We start from the raw sequence: 16296 nt of genomic DNA, 5'->3' as shown, positions 1-16296 counted from the left end.
CCTGCCGGTCTGTTCATCTTCCTGACAGAATGGCTTGGCGCGGACGATCCTGGCGGGTTAGGCTGACCAGGACGGGCGCCGCTTTGGACCGCCCACAACGGATGACGGCCCATGCCGGAGACCCACGGCGCGCCTCGACGGCGCGACGAGCGGTCCCAGCCTTCCCGTTCGCGGGATGCGTCGGGTCGAGATGCGCCGCTGTATGGCGCGCTCGATCTGGGGACCAACAATTGCCGGCTGCTGATCGCGCGGCCGTCACGCGAAGGCTTTCGCGTGGTTGACAGCTTCAGCCGCATCGTGCGGCTGGGCGAAGGGCTGTCGCGGACGGGCCTTTTGGACCCGCGCGCCATGGACCGGGCCTATGACGCCCTGGCCCTGTGCGCCGAGCGGATCGTGCGCAAGGGCGTCGACTCGGCGCGATTGAGCGCCGTCGCCACCCAGGCCTGCCGCGCGGCCGAGAACGGCGCCGACTTCATCGACCGGGTGCGCAAGGGCACGGGCCTGCGCCTGCGCATCATCGATCCCGCCGAAGAAGCGCGTCTGGCGGTCGAGGGATGCCTGAATCTGATCGACCCCAAGGCCGAGGCGGTGCTGGTCATCGATGTCGGCGGCGGCTCGACCGAGATGTCGTGGCTGAAGCGCAGCGGGACCGACTGGACGACCACCGCTTGGATGTCGGCGCCGGTGGGGGTCGTGACCCTGGCCGAGCGACATCCCGAGCCGCCGAACTCCGGCGAGGCCTGGTACGAGGCCATGGTCGCCGACATGGGCGCGGCCATTGCAGCGGGCAGGATCGTGGACGAACCGATGCTGGACCTGTTCCGGCAGAATCGGGCGCATCTGGTCGGCACCTCGGGCGCGATCACCAGCCTGGCCGGCATTCACCTGAACCTGCCGCGCTACAATCGCGACCGGGTCGATGGATTGTGGATGACGCGCGCCGACTGCGAGGCGGCGGCGGATCGCCTGAAGGCGCTGGGTCCGGACGGTCGAGCGCGCGAGGCCTGCATCGGTCCCGATCGTGCGGACCTCGTTTTGGCGGGCGCCGCCATCCTGGAGGCGGTGCAGCGCGCCTGGCCGTCGGAACGGGTGCGGGTCGCGGATCGGGGTCTGCGCGAAGGCCTGCTGCTGCAACGGATGCGCGAAGACAAGAAACCGCCGAGGGGACGGCGTCGTCGGCGCGGACGGGGCCGGCCGGCCCCCGCCGCCTGATCAGGCGGCGGGCGTGACGCGCACCGGCAGTTCGATGTCGCAGACCGAGAAATCCGCGCCACGCGCCTGACGCGCCTGCTGCGCCAGGGTCTGGAAGGTGGCGGAGTTAGTGTTCAGGACGGCCGCCGTCGGACGTTCGGCTGCGGGCAGATCCGACGCCACGCGAACGCGGGTCATCTGATCCGGTCCTTGGACCAGACCATCCGGCGTGTCGCTGGCCTTCAGCGATCGCACGACGTCCAGGCCGGACACCACCCGGCCCCAGACGGTGTAGCGCTTGTCCAGCGCCGGATAGGCCTGACGCATCAGGAAGAACTGGCTGTTGGCGGTGTCATTGCCCTCGTCACGCGCCATGCCCGCAACGCCCGGGCAATACAGGGCCCAACCGTGGACCTTCTTGTCGCTGGTGCCGGACATCAGGGCGTCGGGCTGGGTTTGGACCGGGATGGAGTCGACGAAGCCGACCAGGGCGCCGACCGGGGCCGCCACCGGAGTGAAGGCCATGACCGCGCCACGGCGGAAGGTGAACTCGGCTTTCAGGTCAGGATACCAGCTCTGCCCCTCGCCCGTGCCCAGCGGATCGCCGGTCTGGGCCATGAACCAGTCGATCACCCGGTGCCAGACCAGGTTGTCGAAGAAGCCGCGCGACGCCAGCAGCCTGATGCGTTCGACATGGGCGGGCGCGATCTCGGGCGCCAGTTCCACCAGAATCCGCCCCTTGTTGGTGTCGATGACCAGCAGGTTCTCGGGCGCGATCGTGCGCCATTCGCCGGGCGGGGGCGGGGGCGGCGGAACGGCGGTCGCGTCCTGCGCCAGGGCGGCGCCCGCCGTCGCGGCCAGCACGGCCGCTGCCATCGCCAGCGTTCGTATCGTCATCGTCCCCTCCCCCGTTTGCGAAAGCCTCAGCCGCCCGTCACTTCGGCGACCGGTTGAACATCGCAGACGCTGAAGGCCGCGCCGCGCGCGGCGCGCGCCGTGGCGATCCGTTCGGCGAAGGCGGTGCTGCCGGCGTTCAGCACGCGCACGGTCGGACGCTCGGCTTCGGGCAGGGCCGAGGCCATGCGGACGCGGGTCATGGTGTCGGGATCGGTAACCTTGCCGTCCTCGGCGTCCGAACCCTTCTTCAGCTTGCCGACCACGTCCAGGCCGGACACCACGCGGCCGAAGGCGGTGTAGATGCCGTCCAGCTGTTCGCGCGCGCCCATCATCAGGAAGAACTGGCTGTTGGCGCTGTCCGGCGAACCCGAACGGGCCATGCCCAGCACGCCGGGACAGAACAGGCCGTGGGCGTCGACCTTGAAGTCGGCGGTGACCATCATCTGAGCGTCGGGCTGGGTCTGGACCGGCAGGTCGCCGACCAGGCCACGCACGCCCGCGCCGACGCTGGGCACAGCGACGAAGCCGGCGTCGCGACCACGACGGAAGCTGAACTCGGCCTTCAGGTCCGGCAGTTCGCTGCCGCCTTCGCCCGTGCCCTTCGGATCGCCGGTTTGCGCCATGAATTCAGGGATGACGCGATGGAACTTCAGACCATCGTAGAAGCCCTGGTTGGCCAGGGTGCGGATGCGTTCCGCATGGTTGGGCGCGGCGACAGGGATCAGTTCGACCAGCACCCGGCCCTTGGACGTATCGATAACCAGCAGGTTTTCCGGCGCAATGGCGCGCCAGTCGGACGCCGCCGGCGCCGTTTGCGCCACAGCGGGGGCCTGGACCGCGCCAGCCGCGAGAAGAGCGGCGACGGTCGCTGCGATGATGGGCTTACGCATGGTCTTGTCTACCCTAACCGTTCTTGACCTTGGCCCGCACGCGCTCGGCGATGGCGGGGCTGACGAAACTGTCGATCGCGCCGTCCAGCCGGGCGATCTCCTTGACGAGCCGCGAGGCGATCGCCTGATGGCGCGGATCGGCCATCAGGAATACGGTCTCGATGTTCTGATTGAGGCGCTGGTTCATGGCCGTCATCTGGAACTCGTATTCAAAGTCGGCGACGGCGCGCAGACCCCGAATGATGACGCTGGCGTCCAGCTCTTCGGCGAAATGCATCAGCAAAGTCGAAAACGGCTGGACCACGATGTCGCCGCCGAGGGGCGCCATCTCGGCCTTCAGCATCTCGACCCGTTCGGCGGTGGAAAACAGCGGCCCCTTGTCGTCGTTCTGGGCCACGCCGATGACCAGCCGGTCTACCAGCTTCAGCGCGCGCTTGATGATGTCGGTATGCCCGTTCGTCACCGGGTCGAAGGTGCCCGGATAAAGTCCGATGCGCATGCGTGTCTCCCCGGCCTGTCGCGTGGCGTCAGCGTCGTTTAGCAGGTGCGAAATCAGCGGCCTAGCCGGCTGACGCCATCGTCATCGTCACGATCCGCGATGGCCTGGGGCGCCTGTGCGGTCCAGGCCGCTTCGACCTTGGCGAGCAGGACCGGATCATTGGCGAAGGCGACATCGTCGATGGCGGTGATCGGACAGACGGGCGTGGCGCTGTTGCACAGGAAGGCGGCGTCGAAGGCGCCGATCTCGTGGAGACGGATCGGTCGCGTTTCACGGGTCAGCCCGACCTGGGGCAGCCCGCGCGTGATCAAGGCCTGGGTCACGCCCGCCAGCATCGGGGCTTGAGGCCAGACGATCCTGTCGCCCTGGGCAAAGCCGATGTTCCACAGCGTGCCCTCGGCGACCCGCCCTGCCCCATCGACAAACAGGGCGTCATCAAACCCGGCGGCGCGCGCGGCGCGGCGGGCCCAAATCAGGCCGAAGGTGGCGAGATGCTTCAGATGCGCCGCATCGCGCTCATAGGGCATGGCGGTGATCCGCACCCGGTTCGCCAGCGGCGGCGGCGCAGGAGAGACACTGGTCATCACCTTCGGTCGGCCGACATAGGTCGGGTTGCGATGACCGACCTCCGGCGAGAACAGGCTGACACGCAGCCAGCAGGCGTCTCGGCCGGCGACGGCCAGCGCCATCAGACGCCGGAACTCCGCCTCGCCGGGGCTTTCGCCGAACAGTTCGACGGCGGCCTGCTCCAGACGGGCGAGGTGGAGATCGAGGCCGCGCGCGGCGCCGTTCTCGACGCGGAAAGAGGTGTAGGCGCCGTAGTTGACCAAGGCCTGATGCGCCAGGTCGTCAGGCGTGGCGGGAAGGCCGTCGATCAGAATCGTCGCGCTCAAACGACCCTCCCCTTCCCCGCTGGGCAGAGGCGGATCAGACTTCGCCGCCGTCTTCTCCGCCGACATCGGCATCATCCGCGCCGCCGCTTTCCGGCAGACGTTCGACCGAGACGACCTTCTCGTCCTTACCGGTGCGGAAGATGGTGACGCCCTGGCTGGAGCGGCCGACGATGCGGACCTGGTCGATGCGAGTGCGGATCATCTGACCGCCCGAGGTGACCAGCAGCAGGTCGTCCGTCTCCTCGACCGGGAAGGCCGCCGCCAGACGCGTGCCGGCGCGACCGCCCAGGCCGTGGGCCGTCAAACCTTGGCCGCCGCGCCCCGTACGACGATACTCGTAGGCCGAGGATCGCTTGCCGAAGCCGGTCTCGGTGACCGTCAGGATGAACTGCTCGGCGGCGCCCAGTTCGGCGATCCGCTCGACCGTCAGAGCCGCATCCGCGACCTCGTCTTCAACCTCGACCGGAGCCGCGGCATCCTCTTCCGCATCCGCACCGGCCAGGGCCTTGCGCATGGCGTTGGCGTGTTTGACGTAGGCGGCGCGTTCTTCCGGCGTCGCGTCCACGCGGCCCAGGATGGCCATGGAGATGACCTCGTCGCCGTCCTGCAGCCGCACGCCCCGGACGCCAGTCGAATCCCGGCCCTTGAACACGCGCACGTCGTCGGCCTTGAACCGGATCGCGCGGCCCAGCGCCGTCGTCAGCAGCACATCGTCGTCGGCCGTGCACAGGCCGACGCCGACCATGCGGTCAGAGCCCTCCAGCTTCATGGCGATCTTGCCGGCGCGGTTGACCGTGGCGAAGTCCGACAGCTTGTTGCGCCGCACGTCGCCGCTCGAGGTGGCGAACATGATGTCGTAGTCGCCCCAGGTCGTCTCGTCCTCGGGCAGAGGCAGGACGTTCATGATGCTGTCACCCGGCTCGATGGGCAGCAGATTGACGAAGGCCTTGCCCCGCGATTGCGGATTGCCCAGCGGCAGGCGCCAGGTCTTCAGCTTGTAGGCCTTGCCGTTGGTGGCGAAAAATAGGACCGGCGTGTGCGTCGAGGCGCTGAACACGCCGGTGATGGCGTCCTCGTCCTTCATCGACATGCCGCTGCGGCCCTTGCCGCCGCGATGCTGGGTCCGATAGGCGTTCAGGGCCACGCGCTTGACGTAGCCGCCGTGGGTGACGGTGACGACCATGTCCTCGCGCGGGATCAGGTCCTCATCCTCCATCTCCCCGTCGCCTTCCCCGATCAGGGTGCGGCGCGGAACGGCGAACCGATCCTTCACGTCGATCAGGTCGTCGCGGATGATGGCCAGGACGTTCTTGCGGTCCGACAGGATGGTCAGGTGGCCTTGGATGGTGTCGGCCAGGCCGTGCGCCTCGCCGAAGATGTCGTCGCGGCCCAGGCCGGTCAGACGCGACAGGGTCAGGGCCAGGATGGCGCGGGCCTGTTCGTCGGTCAGACGGATCTTGTCGCCCTCGACGATGACGGTGCGCGGATCGGCGATCAGCTCGACCAGGGCCATCATGTCGCCGACGGGCCAGGCCTTGGCCTGCAGACCCTCGCGCGCCTCGGTCGGATCGGCCGAGGAGCGGATGATGTGGATCACCTCGTCGATATTGGCGACGGCGACGGCCAGACCGACCAGGACGTGGCCGCGATCACGGGCCTTGTTCAGCTCGAACTTGACGCGGCGAACCACGACCTCCTCGCGGAAATCGAGGAAGATCTGCAGCAGCTGCCGCAGGCCCATCTGCTCGGGCCGGCCGTGGTTCAGCGCCAGCATGTTGACGCCGAACGAGCTTTGCATGGCGGTATATCGCCACAGCTGGTTCAGGATCACGTCGCCGGACGCGTCGCGCTTCAGCTCGATCACGATCCGCATGCCCTGGCGGTCGGATTCGTCGCGAACGTCGGAAATGCCTTCCAGCCGCTTCTCGCGCACCATTTCGGCGATGCGCTCGATCAGGGTCTGTTTGTTGACCTGATAGGGCAGTTCGGTGACGACGATGGCCTCGCGGTCCTTGCGGATCTCTTCCACCGAGGCGCGGCCGCGCACGACGACCGAGCCGCGACCGTCGCGCAGGGCGTTGCGCGGTGCAGTGCGGCCCATGATCTCGCCGCCGGTGGGGAAGTCCGGGCCGGGCACGATGTCCAGCAGGGCGTCGTCGGAGACGTTGGGATCATCCAGCAGGGCCAGGGCCGCATCCACGACCTCGCCCAGATTGTGCGGCGGGATATTGGTCGCCATGCCGACGGCGATGCCGCCCGCGCCGTTGACCAGCAGGTTGGGAATCCGGCTCGGCAGAACGACCGGCTCCAACTCCTTCTCGTCGTAGTTCGGCTGGAAATCGACCGTGTCCTTGTCGATGTCGGCCATCAGGGCGACGGCGGCCGGGGCCATCCGGGCCTCGGTGTAACGCATCGAGGCGGGCATGTCGCCGTCGACCGAACCGAAGTTGCCCTGACCGTCGACCAGCATCAGCCCCATCGAGAACGGCTGCGCCATCCGCACCAGGGCCATATAGACCGAGGCGTCGCCATGGGGGTGGAATCGGCCCAGCACGTCACCGACGACGCGGGCGCATTTCGAATAGCTGCGCTCGGGCGTCATGTTCAGGTCGTGCATCGAATACAGGATGCGACGGTGAACCGGTTTCAGCCCGTCCCGGGCGTCGGGAAGCGCGCGCGAGACGATCACGCTCATGGCGTAGTCGAGGTACGAACGCTTCAGTTCGTCCTCGATCGTGATCGTGGAAATGTCGGAGCCGCCGCCTCCCGGAACGATCGGAGATGCGGCGTTTTCGTAGCTGTCGTCGGTCAATGAAGCGTGGCTTTATGCGGCCGGAATCGGAACGTGATCCGCTGTGACGATTTCTAGCATTCCAGGGCCTCGGTGGCAAAGCGACGTCGCCGTGAAAGCCCGTCTCTGAAAGGACTTTCGACATGCGCGCCACCCGCCTCGCCGCCGCCCTTCTTCTCGGCTCCCCCTTGGCCCTGACAACCGCCTGCGCCGCGACCGGAAACGCGCCCCAGGCGGCCGTCGAACGCGCGCCCGTCGGCGCGACGGGCCAGGCCGTTCTGATCAACGCCTCGGGCGCCAATATCGGCCGCGTCGACCTGCGTCAGGGGCCGACCGGCCTGTTGATGAAGATCGAGGCTTCAGGCCTGACGCCCGGTTGGCACGGCATCCACATCCATGCGACCGGCGAATGCGCCGCCCCCTTCACCTCTTCCGGCGCCCACATCAACCACGGCGAGCCCAAGGCCCCGCACGGCCTGTTGAACGCCGCCGGGCCGGACGACGGCGACCTGCCCAACGTCTGGGCCGGTGCGGACGGCAAGGTGAACGCTGAGCTGTTTACGACCCGCGCCCGGATCTCGTCCGAAGGCCCCGGCCAATGGCTGTGGGACGCCGACGGCTCGGCCATCATCATCCACGCCAACCCCGACGACCATTCGACCCAGCCCATCGGCGGCGCCGGCGACCGAGTGGCCTGCGCGGCGCTCAGCGCAAGCTAAGCCTATCTAAGTTACGGAAGATGGCCCGCTGGACAGCGTTCAGCGGGTCTCTTTTTGTGCGAGCAGACGGCGCATCAGTTCGGCCTGCTCCTCTTGCCGGGCGGTCAGGTGTTCGACCTTCTCCAGCAGGGCCATGATCTCGATCTCGGCCTTCAGATTGACCTGGTAGTCATTGCCCGCATCCAGCCGATCCTTCGCCGCTTGGCGGTTCTGGCTCATCATGATGACCGGCGCCTGGATCGCCGCCAGCATCGACAGGACCAGGTTCAGGAAGATGAAGGGATAGGGGTCGAAGGCATCCTTGCGCAGCAGCAGGTTCAGCCCGGTCCAGATCGCCAGGAAGACGCCGAAGGCGATGATGAACGGCCACGAACCGCCAAAGGCCGCCACCCGATCGGCCAGCCGCTCTCCAAAGGTTTGGCGGTCGTCGAAGGTCTCGTTGATGTCTTCGGACACAGGGCGACGATCGGCGGTGCTCTGAACGACGACGGCTTCGTTCGCCGCAAGATCGTGCTTCGCCTTGCCCAGCCAGCGGCGGGAAACGTGGTCGGCGTCGAGGGGGGCGTGATGCATGGCGGGCTCCTGAAACGATCAGGAACAGATCAAGCCTTGGCGGCCCCCGCACGCAAGCCCCGTTCGGCCAGGGCCACAAGGGCGACCCCGCCCATGGTGATGGCCGATCCCGTTATAATCTGCGGCGTCAGGATGTCGCCCATGAAGCTCCAGCCGATGAACATCGACACCACCGGCGTGACCAGCAGATAGGGCGTCACCCGCCCCGCCTCGCGCCGCTGCACCAGCCAGAACAGCAGGGTGGTCGCCAGCACGGACGACACGACGCCGGCCCACAGCAGCGAGGCCCAGACCATGGGCGTGGCGCGCGTCACCGCCTCCCACTGGCCATGCTCGAACACCGCCGAGCCGAAGGCCATGACGGGAAAGGCGCCCAGCGCCAGCAGACCCTGCATCTTCAGCGGCGGGATGGAGGTGGTGCGGCGCGCCACCACCGTGGTCACGCCCCAGGCGGCGCCGGCCGCGATGGCGACCAGAATGGCCTTCCAGTCCTGCAGCGCATGGGCGTCCAGCGTCATCCAGGCCACGCCGACGAAGGCCACGCCCATGCCGACCAAGGCCGCCTTGGACAGCCGCTCGCCCAGGATCAGGAAGGCGAACAGGGTGGTGAAGGGGATCCACAACTGGTTGGCCACGGTCACGGGGCTGACGTCCGTCGCCAGCCAGTAGGCCGTATAGGCCAGGCCATACTGGATCGGCCCGCCGATGATCACGATCAGCATCAGGCTCTTCCAGTCCGGGAACGGCGGCCGCACGAAAGCGATCAGGCAGGCGGTGGCGATGCCGAACCGGATGGCGCCGACCAGCAGCGGCGACAACTCCTGCGTCGCCAGCTTGGCCCCGGCGTTGTTGACGCCCCACACCACGATGATCGCCACGATGGCGGCGATCTCCAGCCCCGTCAGGGCGTGAGGCCTCTTGGGCAGGGGGGCGGGCGCAGGCGCAACTTCGGAACGGACGTCGGTCATGACCGCCCTATGGCACGGCGCGCCTGCCGCGTCGGCTCACTTTGGATGACCTCAGGTTTCCGCTCAGAAATCCGGCTTGGCGACCATCAGCCAGTAGATGGCCAGGACGCCCGCAAAGGCCGGCCAGCCCAGGGCGAACCACCAACGGAACAGCCGATGATAGGCGGAAGGCAAGGCGGCGCCCTGCCCTGCCGCCCGTTCGGCCAGCCTCATCATTCGGTACTGAATCCACACGACCGGCAGCCAGCAGAGGCCGATCAGGACATAGAGGCCGTAGGCCGCCATCAGCCACGGACTGGTCAGCGACCAGCCTTGCAGATGGATCAGACCCAAGCCGGTGATCGGCTGGATCACCACGGCGGTCGCGGTGAAGACGAAGTCGGCCAGGACGACGATCCGCCCCACCTCAGCGACGGTCCTGGCATCCTTTGTCGCGTGCGCGCGCAGCATGAAGAAGGCGATGCCGGCGCCTGTTCCGAACAGCACCGCGCCCGACAGGATGTGAACGATCTTGAGCAGCACATAGGCGGTCATCGGCGCGCGTCCGTCGCCGCCACGAACAGGCAAAGGGCCATCATCGGCAGGACCTTGAGCCATGGTCCCAGCGGATCGATCCAGAAATGCGGCAGGCTGAGCGTCGCGGCCGTCAGATAGCCGACCGTGGCCAGGCACATGAAGATCGCCACCCGCGCCGTCCACGGCCGCACGAACAGCATCAGCCCCAGCACCACGTCCAGCAGCGCGCCCCACCAGGCGATGGGGCCGGCCATGCGGCCGTAACCGCCCTCATGCAGGATGGCGACGGCGCGGTCCCAACCCGGCCCGAAGCTGATCAGGCCGGTGATCAACCAGAACAGGCCCAGCGTCACGATGGAGACCGGCCGCACGAACCACAGCCGCGCGTGCCAGACGTCCTGAACCGAGGCCGGGGTCTCGGCGAGGAAGCGTGTGAATCCGCGCGACGACATGCCAAGCGCCTGCGCCCAGCCGCTGTCGCGGCCGGACACGTCATGGTCCATCTGTTTGATCGCCGTCGTGCGGATCGGCGAGGACCAGCCCAGCCGTCCCAGCAGATCGCCGATCGCCAGGGCGGGCGCAGCCAGGACACGCGGAACGCGGACCACCGGCGCCAGGCTCAACCCCATCCAGCCGCGGTAAAGACGCACCGTCTCGACCATGGTCACTGGCTCCGGCCCCGGCATATCCAGCGTCCGATGCGACGGCGCGGCGGGTTTCAAGGCCGCGACGACGGCGGCGGACAGGTCGCTCAGCGGGATCGGGCGGAAAATCTGATCGCCGCCTACGACAGGGCTGAACAGTGGAAACGCCGCCAGCGCCCGGATCAGGCCGGTGCCGCCAAACGCGGCGCGATCCACCACCAGCGACGGCCGCAGGATCAACCAATCCAGACCGCTTGCCTCGATCATCCGCTCGGTCTCAGCCTTCGTGCGGGCGTAGTCGGTGCCGGCCCCGTCGTCCGCGCCCACGGCGGAGATATGCACCAGACGCCGCACGCCCGCCGCCTCGCACGCCGCGATCAAGGCGCGCGGGCCGTCGACATGGGCGGCGCGCGTGCTGTCGCCGGCCCCATTCTGAAGCACGCCGACGCAGTTCACCACCGCATCCACGCCGACCAGCAGCGGCGCCCAGGCCTGGGGCGTCGTCAGCTTGGCGAAATCGGCGGCGACCCAGTCGAACGCCGGCGCGCGACGAGCGGGTTCGATGATGCGGCGCGCCCCGGCGCGAACGGACCAGCCGGCCGACGACAGCGCCGCCGCCACATGCGAGCCGATGAAGCCGTTGGCCCCCAGCACAAGCACGCGTCCCCTCATCCCAGCACCCGGTCCGTCAGATCGACGCCTTTCGGCGGCATGGCGCACCAGGCCGCGCCGGGAAACCGGCGGCGGCGACGCGCGATAAAGTCATAGAGTGTGTCGCGGAGGATCCGCGGTACGATCCGCCCGACGACGGCCAGCCGATAGGGCGGCGGCAACAGGGCGGCGATGCCTAAAACGCCGTCGGACCGCTCGCGCGCCACGCCGTCCTGGATCAACAGCATCGTATAGGGATCGTCGGGATCGACGCCGTAGTGCACGAGAAGCGCCCGCCCCAGAGGCGACTGCGTCGGCGCGAGCCGGATCCTCCCTGCCCTGTCATGCTTCAGAATCTTGCGCGCCGAGCCGGAGCAGAGCGCGCAGTCGCCATCGAACAGAACCAGGGGCCGGTCGTCCGGAAAGGCCGGAACGGCGGGATCCTCACGATAGCTGTAAGGCCCCCGCCACAACGGTCTTACCTCAGAACGGGATGTCGTCGTTCAGGTCGTAGCTTTCCTTGGGGCCGCTCGGCTTGTTGGCGCCGCCGGTGGAGAAGCCCGAGGAATAGTCGTCATCGCCGCGACCACCGCCGCCGCCGTAACCACCGCCTGACGAGCCGCCTTCCGAACGGCCGCCCAGCATGGTCAGTTCACCCTTGAAGCGGCTGACCACGATCTCGGTCGAATATTTCTCGACGCCCTGCTGGTCGGTCCATTTGCGGGTCTGGAGCGCGCCCTCGATGTAGACGGTCGAGCCCTTCTTCACATAGTTCTCGACCACCTTGACGATGTTGTCGTTGAAGATGACGACCCGGTGCCACTCGGTCTTTTCCTTGCGCTCGCCCGAGGACTTGTCGCGCCAGGTTTCCGAGGTGGCGATGGACAGGTTGGCGATGCGGTCGCCGTTGGGCATGGAGCGGATTTCGGGGTCGCGCCCCAGATTGCCGACCAGAATGACCTTGTTGACGCTGCCCGCCATGGAAACTTCCTTCTCGTGTGAGGCGGCGACGACTTCGCCTGCCCCGTCAATTCAGTCCGATGTCTGACCGGGGCGGCGGCTCATCGCCAGCCCTTTCGACAGCAAACCCGCTAAATCAGTGGATAAGCGTTAACCGAATGTTCCACTTTCGTTCTTTCCGCGCAAGCCTTACTTGGCGGCAGGGTCGGCTGCGATGGCGATGGGACGGCCCGCCTCATCGCGCTGAATGGCGCCGGGGATGGCCAAACGGCCGTCGCCGGTGCGGGCCATGGCGAAAAATCGGCTGCCGTTCAGGCTCTTGCCGATCTTGACCCCCTCGCGGTCCACAAAGATGAAACGGCCTTGATAGGCGCCGGCGATTTCCTGGTTCGATCCACCCATGCGCAGGAAGCGAAGACGCATCTCCTCCAGCCGCGCAGCGCATTGTTCGAGCTGGGGCTGGTCGTCGGCGATCTTCTGCAGGCGGGGCGGCGCATTGTCCGGCGTCGCCACGAAGTAACAGGCGCCCTCGGCGAACTCGTATTTGGGTTCGTTGGAGCAGCCGCTCAGCAGGGCGGTTCCAGCGACGATGGCGGCGAGAACGACAAGGCGCATCAATTCATCCCGGGAAATTGGCAGTTGCGATCCTGCTCAGCCAGGGTTCTGAAACGGTTGTTGTCATTGGACTGTTCCACCCGGCGCGGCACCAGACGCAGGGTCATGTCTCCCCAGCGGCCGTATTGGGCGTCGCCCGGCCCGACGCAGGTTCCGGCGTAAAGCGCCTGAACGCAGGCGTTCAGGCTCATGCTTGGCGACAGGGTGCGCCAATCGGAGCCGGTGTGGCGCAGGCAGGGGCTGCCGCTGACCACGGGGGTCGGACGGGGCGCGGGCGTCTGTTCCACGGCCGCCGGCGGCGGGGTCTCGGCCATTTCGACCGCGGGCAGTTCGGGCGGCGGGGCGAAGGCGGCGGTCGGTGCGGCCGCCAGGGCGCCGGTCGCGTCCAGACCCACATCCAGGGCGTCCGTCGCCAGACCGTTGCGCTGGGCGCAGACCGCCAGCGTCGCCATGCCGACGAACTGACCATCGACGAAGCAGCGCAACTCGCGCGTCGGCTCCAGCGTGGGCGCCTCGGCCAGATTGACCACGAGACCGCCCTTGGACGCCGGCGGCGCCTCCGGCGTCTTGTCGCCGCCCCCCGCGAAGATCAGAGCGAGCACGACGGCGATGATGACCGCCACGCCGGCGCCGACCAACAGGATGACGCGGTTGTCTTTCGGAAGGGCCATGAACGGGCTTTCGCGGATGAGGAGGCCAATAACCCCGACCCGGCCTCAGGCGTCAACCGCCTTGACCGGTCCCGATCGCGATCAGGCCATAAGGCGGCTGAGCGCGGCCTGATAGTTGGCCAGCTGGGTCTGCTGATAGGCGGTCGATGAGCCGGAGCCGGTCTGGGTGTTGGTGATGGCGCCTGTCGACGGCGCCAGGGCGCGATAGGACGAGCGCACCGCCGTCATGGCCTGGGCCAGCGAATCGATCGCCGCCTTGATCGAGGCCGGATCGTTCAGGCTGAGAGTGTTCGGAAGGTTCAGTCCAAAGGTCTTCATCGCATCCTTGTCCGGCTTGACCGGACCGACGAAGCCGGGCGTCAGACCCAGCGCGCCCAAGGCGTCCTTGCCGATGGCGCCGGCGGAGATGATGGCCCCCTCCCTGTTGGCTGCCGTCTTGATCTCCAGCCTCTGGACGACAGGCTTGGTCTTCAGGTCGGTGATGACCTTGGCTTCCAGCTGACGGCCAGAGGCGGCATTGATCTTCTTGGCTAGGCTTTCCAGCGTGTCCTTGGCGTCGATCGTCACCGTCACGGCGCGGCCGCCGCTCGCGGGTGATATCGAGAACTGATCGCCGACCCGCGCCGACGTGGCGACGGTCAGCAGCTTGGAGTCGGCCTGCATGATCTGCCCTTGGGGCAGACCGAGGCGATCAAGCACGCTGGCGCCGTTTGCCGCGATGCTGAGGCTGGTCGGCTTGGCCTGGTCGCCATCCGCTCGCCATGTCCGATTGGATTGAACCGCACCGGTCGCGAGGTCGATCTGGGCCAGATAGCCGGACGTCGGATCGTCTTTGCCGGCGCCTTCCGCCCGGTTCGTGCCGGTGATCCAGACCTTGCCGTCCTTGATGGCGACATCGGCGGCGGTGTCCGCGCCCGCCCCGCCGAAATAGGTCACTTGGTCGCTACCTGCGGCTTGGAGATCGGCCGACAAGGTGGCGATGAAGACGTCGCTGCCGCCGGCGTGGGCGTTGGTCACCGTGCCGATATCGAGCGCTGCGTTTTCGGTGTGACCTGTCACGACGACCTTGCCGTTCTCAACCGATATGCCTGCGATGGCGCCGTTGGCGTAGCCGAGGTCGCGCGTCGAGGCCAGGCTCGGAACGCCATCGGCGTCCAGGGTGAAGCGGCGAACGACCGCCTTCCCGTTCTCGACGCCCGCCGTATAGAGATCGGCGCCCGACACCGTCATGGCCTGAACGGAATCGTCGCCGCCCGTGCCGAACTGCGCCGTGGAGATGTTCACGCCGACATCAGGGCCGTTGATGACGATGGGCTGCTCGCGGAAGGCCTGGAGATAGGAATCCCAGCCACCCAACGCCGCACTGCCCGGCATTCCCGACTTCGACCGACCGGCGACATAGACCACCCCGTCGGCGCCGAAGCGCACCTCGGTCGCCTCGTCCGCCGCCTTGGCCCCGCGACGCTGGGTCCAGAGTTCCTGGCCCGAACTGTCGAACACCGAAACGAAACTGTCGGCGCCAGCCGCGTCATCGCCGCTCTTGCCCGGCTCCAGCGCCCCGGTCACCGATCCGGCCAGGGCGACCCGCCCGTCGCCGTCGATGGCGATGGAAAAGCCGTTGGCGCTAGACGCCGCGCCCAGCAGCTTTGTCTGCATCAGATTGCCGGCGGAATCGTATTTCATCAGGGCGACATCGCGCGCGCCCTTGATCGGCTGATTGGCGTCGCCCGCCGTCAGTTCGGCGACGAGCCAGACAGAGCCATCTGGCGCCACGGCGCTGGCTTTCACCGCGGCGACACCGTCCGGCAGATCGGCGTGCCCCACCCTGCCCTCGACCCAGAACGGATCGTCCACGCCTTGCTGCGCGGCGGGCGCCGCGCCGCCGTCGGCCTGGAACTTCAGCAGTTGGCCCGCCGCGCCGGTCTTGCCGACCCCTTGGGTCACATAGACGGCGTCCGAGGTGTCCACGGCCTGGAAGCTGAGGGCCTCGCCCGTCCCGCCGTTGACCTGCAGCGCCCATTTGTCCGGCCCGGCCGGCAGGGTAATCGTCTTGGTCCCGCTCTTGAATGTCTTGGGTTCGGCCGGAATGCGCTGGGACGCGATGCGCGTGGCGACGCCTGCGGCCTCCAGCTTGCCGTTCATGTAATCGACGACATTGACCATCGACCGATCCGACGCCCCCATTTCGGCCAGGTCCAGGTCGATCGTCTGCGTGCCCGTTGCGGTCTTGACCGTCATGGAGAACTTCACGTCCCCCTCGAACGCCTTGACCGAGGCGGTGGGGTCGCCGTCGTGCAGGGGCGCGGTGACGAAACTGGTCGGCGCCCGCTCGAGCGCATAGGTGCTTTTGACGGAAGTCTTCGAAACCCCTTGCACCAGCCGGACGTCTTCGAAGCTGGCGGTCTTGAGGTAGGCCGACATCTCCGCCAGGCCGTCGCCGAAGCGCTTCGCCAAGAGGCTCGCTTCGGACGAAGCAATCCCCTTTACACCCGCCCGATCGGCCAGGGCGCCGAGCGTAGTCAGCCCCTGATACAGGGCGAACATCTTGCGATAGTCGGTCGAGGCGCCTGCGAGATCGAGGCTGACATTGCCCTCGTCGATCAACCGGCGCCCGCCCAGGGCGGCCCGCACCAGGTCGCTGGCCTTCGCCGGCGTCGTGGTCGATGACCAGGGGGCTGTCGGCTGGGTCTTCTTGGCCTTGACGGTCGCAGCCGTGCTGGAGGTCGACGACGTGTCCATCGTCACCCCGTAAAGACCCAGCAGATAGCTGTTGTTGATCATTCAGACGGCTCCGACCCTATCCTGCGACAGGCGTCGA

Annotated in this window: 16 protein-coding genes; 2 read left to right on the top strand and 14 right to left on the bottom strand. The window is 67.6% G+C overall.

What is annotated here, in order from left to right; translation table 11 throughout:
* Positions 1 to 111: 111 nt before the first annotated feature.
* On the top strand, positions 112 to 1212 hold the full coding sequence (locus LG306_RS07695; protein ID WP_404419495.1) for a Ppx/GppA phosphatase family protein: 1101 nt from the start codon (positions 112 to 114) through the stop codon (positions 1210 to 1212).
* Here the strand turns inward: LG306_RS07695 and LG306_RS07690 are convergent, their stop codons facing one another.
* From LG306_RS07690 to gyrA, 5 genes are read right to left on the bottom strand one after another with little or no spacing between them, the layout of a single operon-like run.
* Positions 1213 to 2088: a peptidylprolyl isomerase gene (locus LG306_RS07690; RefSeq protein WP_404419493.1), complete on the bottom strand. Its 876-nt coding sequence runs from the start codon at positions 2086 to 2088 to the stop codon at positions 1213 to 1215.
* A gap of 26 nt (positions 2089 to 2114) precedes the next feature.
* The gene (locus LG306_RS07685; protein ID WP_404419491.1) at positions 2115 to 2978 is read right to left on the bottom strand and encodes a peptidylprolyl isomerase; all 864 of its coding nucleotides are present in this window, start codon (positions 2976 to 2978) and stop codon (positions 2115 to 2117) included.
* Between the two features lie 13 nt (positions 2979 to 2991).
* Positions 2992 to 3477, bottom strand: a complete 486-nt coding sequence (coaD, locus tag LG306_RS07680) for a pantetheine-phosphate adenylyltransferase (RefSeq protein WP_404419489.1) — start codon at positions 3475 to 3477, stop codon at positions 2992 to 2994.
* A 53-nt stretch (positions 3478 to 3530) separates the two neighbouring features.
* Positions 3531 to 4370: an aminotransferase class IV gene (locus LG306_RS07675; protein ID WP_404419487.1), complete on the bottom strand. Its 840-nt coding sequence runs from the start codon at positions 4368 to 4370 to the stop codon at positions 3531 to 3533.
* A gap of 34 nt (positions 4371 to 4404) precedes the next feature.
* A complete protein-coding gene (gene gyrA, locus LG306_RS07670; RefSeq protein ID WP_404419485.1) occupies positions 4405 to 7182 on the bottom strand; it encodes a DNA gyrase subunit A in 2778 nt (925 codons plus the stop codon).
* 122 nt (positions 7183 to 7304) lie between these two features.
* Between gyrA and LG306_RS07665 the strand changes: the two genes are divergently transcribed.
* Complete coding sequence (locus tag LG306_RS07665; protein WP_404419484.1) at positions 7305 to 7880, top strand: superoxide dismutase family protein; 576 nt, start codon at positions 7305 to 7307, stop codon at positions 7878 to 7880.
* 39 nt (positions 7881 to 7919) lie between these two features.
* On the opposite strand, the gene LG306_RS07660 is transcribed toward LG306_RS07665, so the two are convergent.
* From LG306_RS07660 to LG306_RS07620, 9 genes are all read right to left on the bottom strand, one after another.
* A complete protein-coding gene (locus LG306_RS07660) occupies positions 7920 to 8453 on the bottom strand; it encodes a DUF1003 domain-containing protein (RefSeq protein WP_404419482.1) in 534 nt (177 codons plus the stop codon).
* A 29-nt stretch (positions 8454 to 8482) separates the two neighbouring features.
* The gene (locus LG306_RS07655; RefSeq protein WP_404419480.1) at positions 8483 to 9421 is read right to left on the bottom strand and encodes a DMT family transporter; all 939 of its coding nucleotides are present in this window, start codon (positions 9419 to 9421) and stop codon (positions 8483 to 8485) included.
* 63 nt (positions 9422 to 9484) lie between these two features.
* A complete protein-coding gene (locus LG306_RS07650; RefSeq protein WP_404419478.1) occupies positions 9485 to 9955 on the bottom strand; it encodes a DUF2269 family protein in 471 nt (156 codons plus the stop codon).
* Positions 9952 to 11253 carry an SDR family oxidoreductase gene (locus LG306_RS07645; protein ID WP_404419476.1) on the bottom strand — a complete coding sequence of 434 codons (1302 nt, stop codon included), beginning with the start codon at positions 11251 to 11253 and terminating at the stop codon, positions 9952 to 9954. The genes LG306_RS07650 and LG306_RS07645 overlap by 4 nt, the downstream gene beginning before the upstream one ends.
* Positions 11250 to 11705 carry a thiol-disulfide oxidoreductase DCC family protein gene (locus LG306_RS07640; RefSeq protein ID WP_404419474.1) on the bottom strand — a complete coding sequence of 152 codons (456 nt, stop codon included), beginning with the start codon at positions 11703 to 11705 and terminating at the stop codon, positions 11250 to 11252. The genes LG306_RS07645 and LG306_RS07640 overlap by 4 nt, the downstream gene beginning before the upstream one ends.
* Positions 11706 to 11715: 10 nt before the next feature.
* Positions 11716 to 12213 carry a single-stranded DNA-binding protein gene (gene ssb / locus LG306_RS07635; protein WP_017504124.1) on the bottom strand — a complete coding sequence of 166 codons (498 nt, stop codon included), beginning with the start codon at positions 12211 to 12213 and terminating at the stop codon, positions 11716 to 11718.
* A 168-nt stretch (positions 12214 to 12381) separates the two neighbouring features.
* Positions 12382 to 12807 (bottom strand): hypothetical protein, encoded by a 426-nt coding sequence (locus tag LG306_RS07630; protein ID WP_404419472.1) that lies wholly within the window; start codon positions 12805 to 12807, stop codon positions 12382 to 12384.
* Positions 12807 to 13478 carry a hypothetical protein gene (locus LG306_RS07625; protein ID WP_404419470.1) on the bottom strand — a complete coding sequence of 224 codons (672 nt, stop codon included), beginning with the start codon at positions 13476 to 13478 and terminating at the stop codon, positions 12807 to 12809. The genes LG306_RS07630 and LG306_RS07625 overlap by 1 nt, the downstream gene beginning before the upstream one ends.
* A gap of 81 nt (positions 13479 to 13559) precedes the next feature.
* On the bottom strand, positions 13560 to 16259 hold the full coding sequence (locus tag LG306_RS07620) for a transcriptional regulator (protein ID WP_404419468.1): 2700 nt from the start codon (positions 16257 to 16259) through the stop codon (positions 13560 to 13562).
* Positions 16260 to 16296 lie beyond the last annotated feature (37 nt).

The sequence above is a fragment of the Brevundimonas vesicularis genome, from assembly GCF_044807075.1.
In the GTDB taxonomy this organism is placed as follows: Bacteria; Pseudomonadota; Alphaproteobacteria; order Caulobacterales; family Caulobacteraceae; genus Brevundimonas; species Brevundimonas vesicularis_G.
Note: the sequence above shows the minus strand (reverse complement) of the source record. Positions and strands in the feature narration are given on the sequence as shown.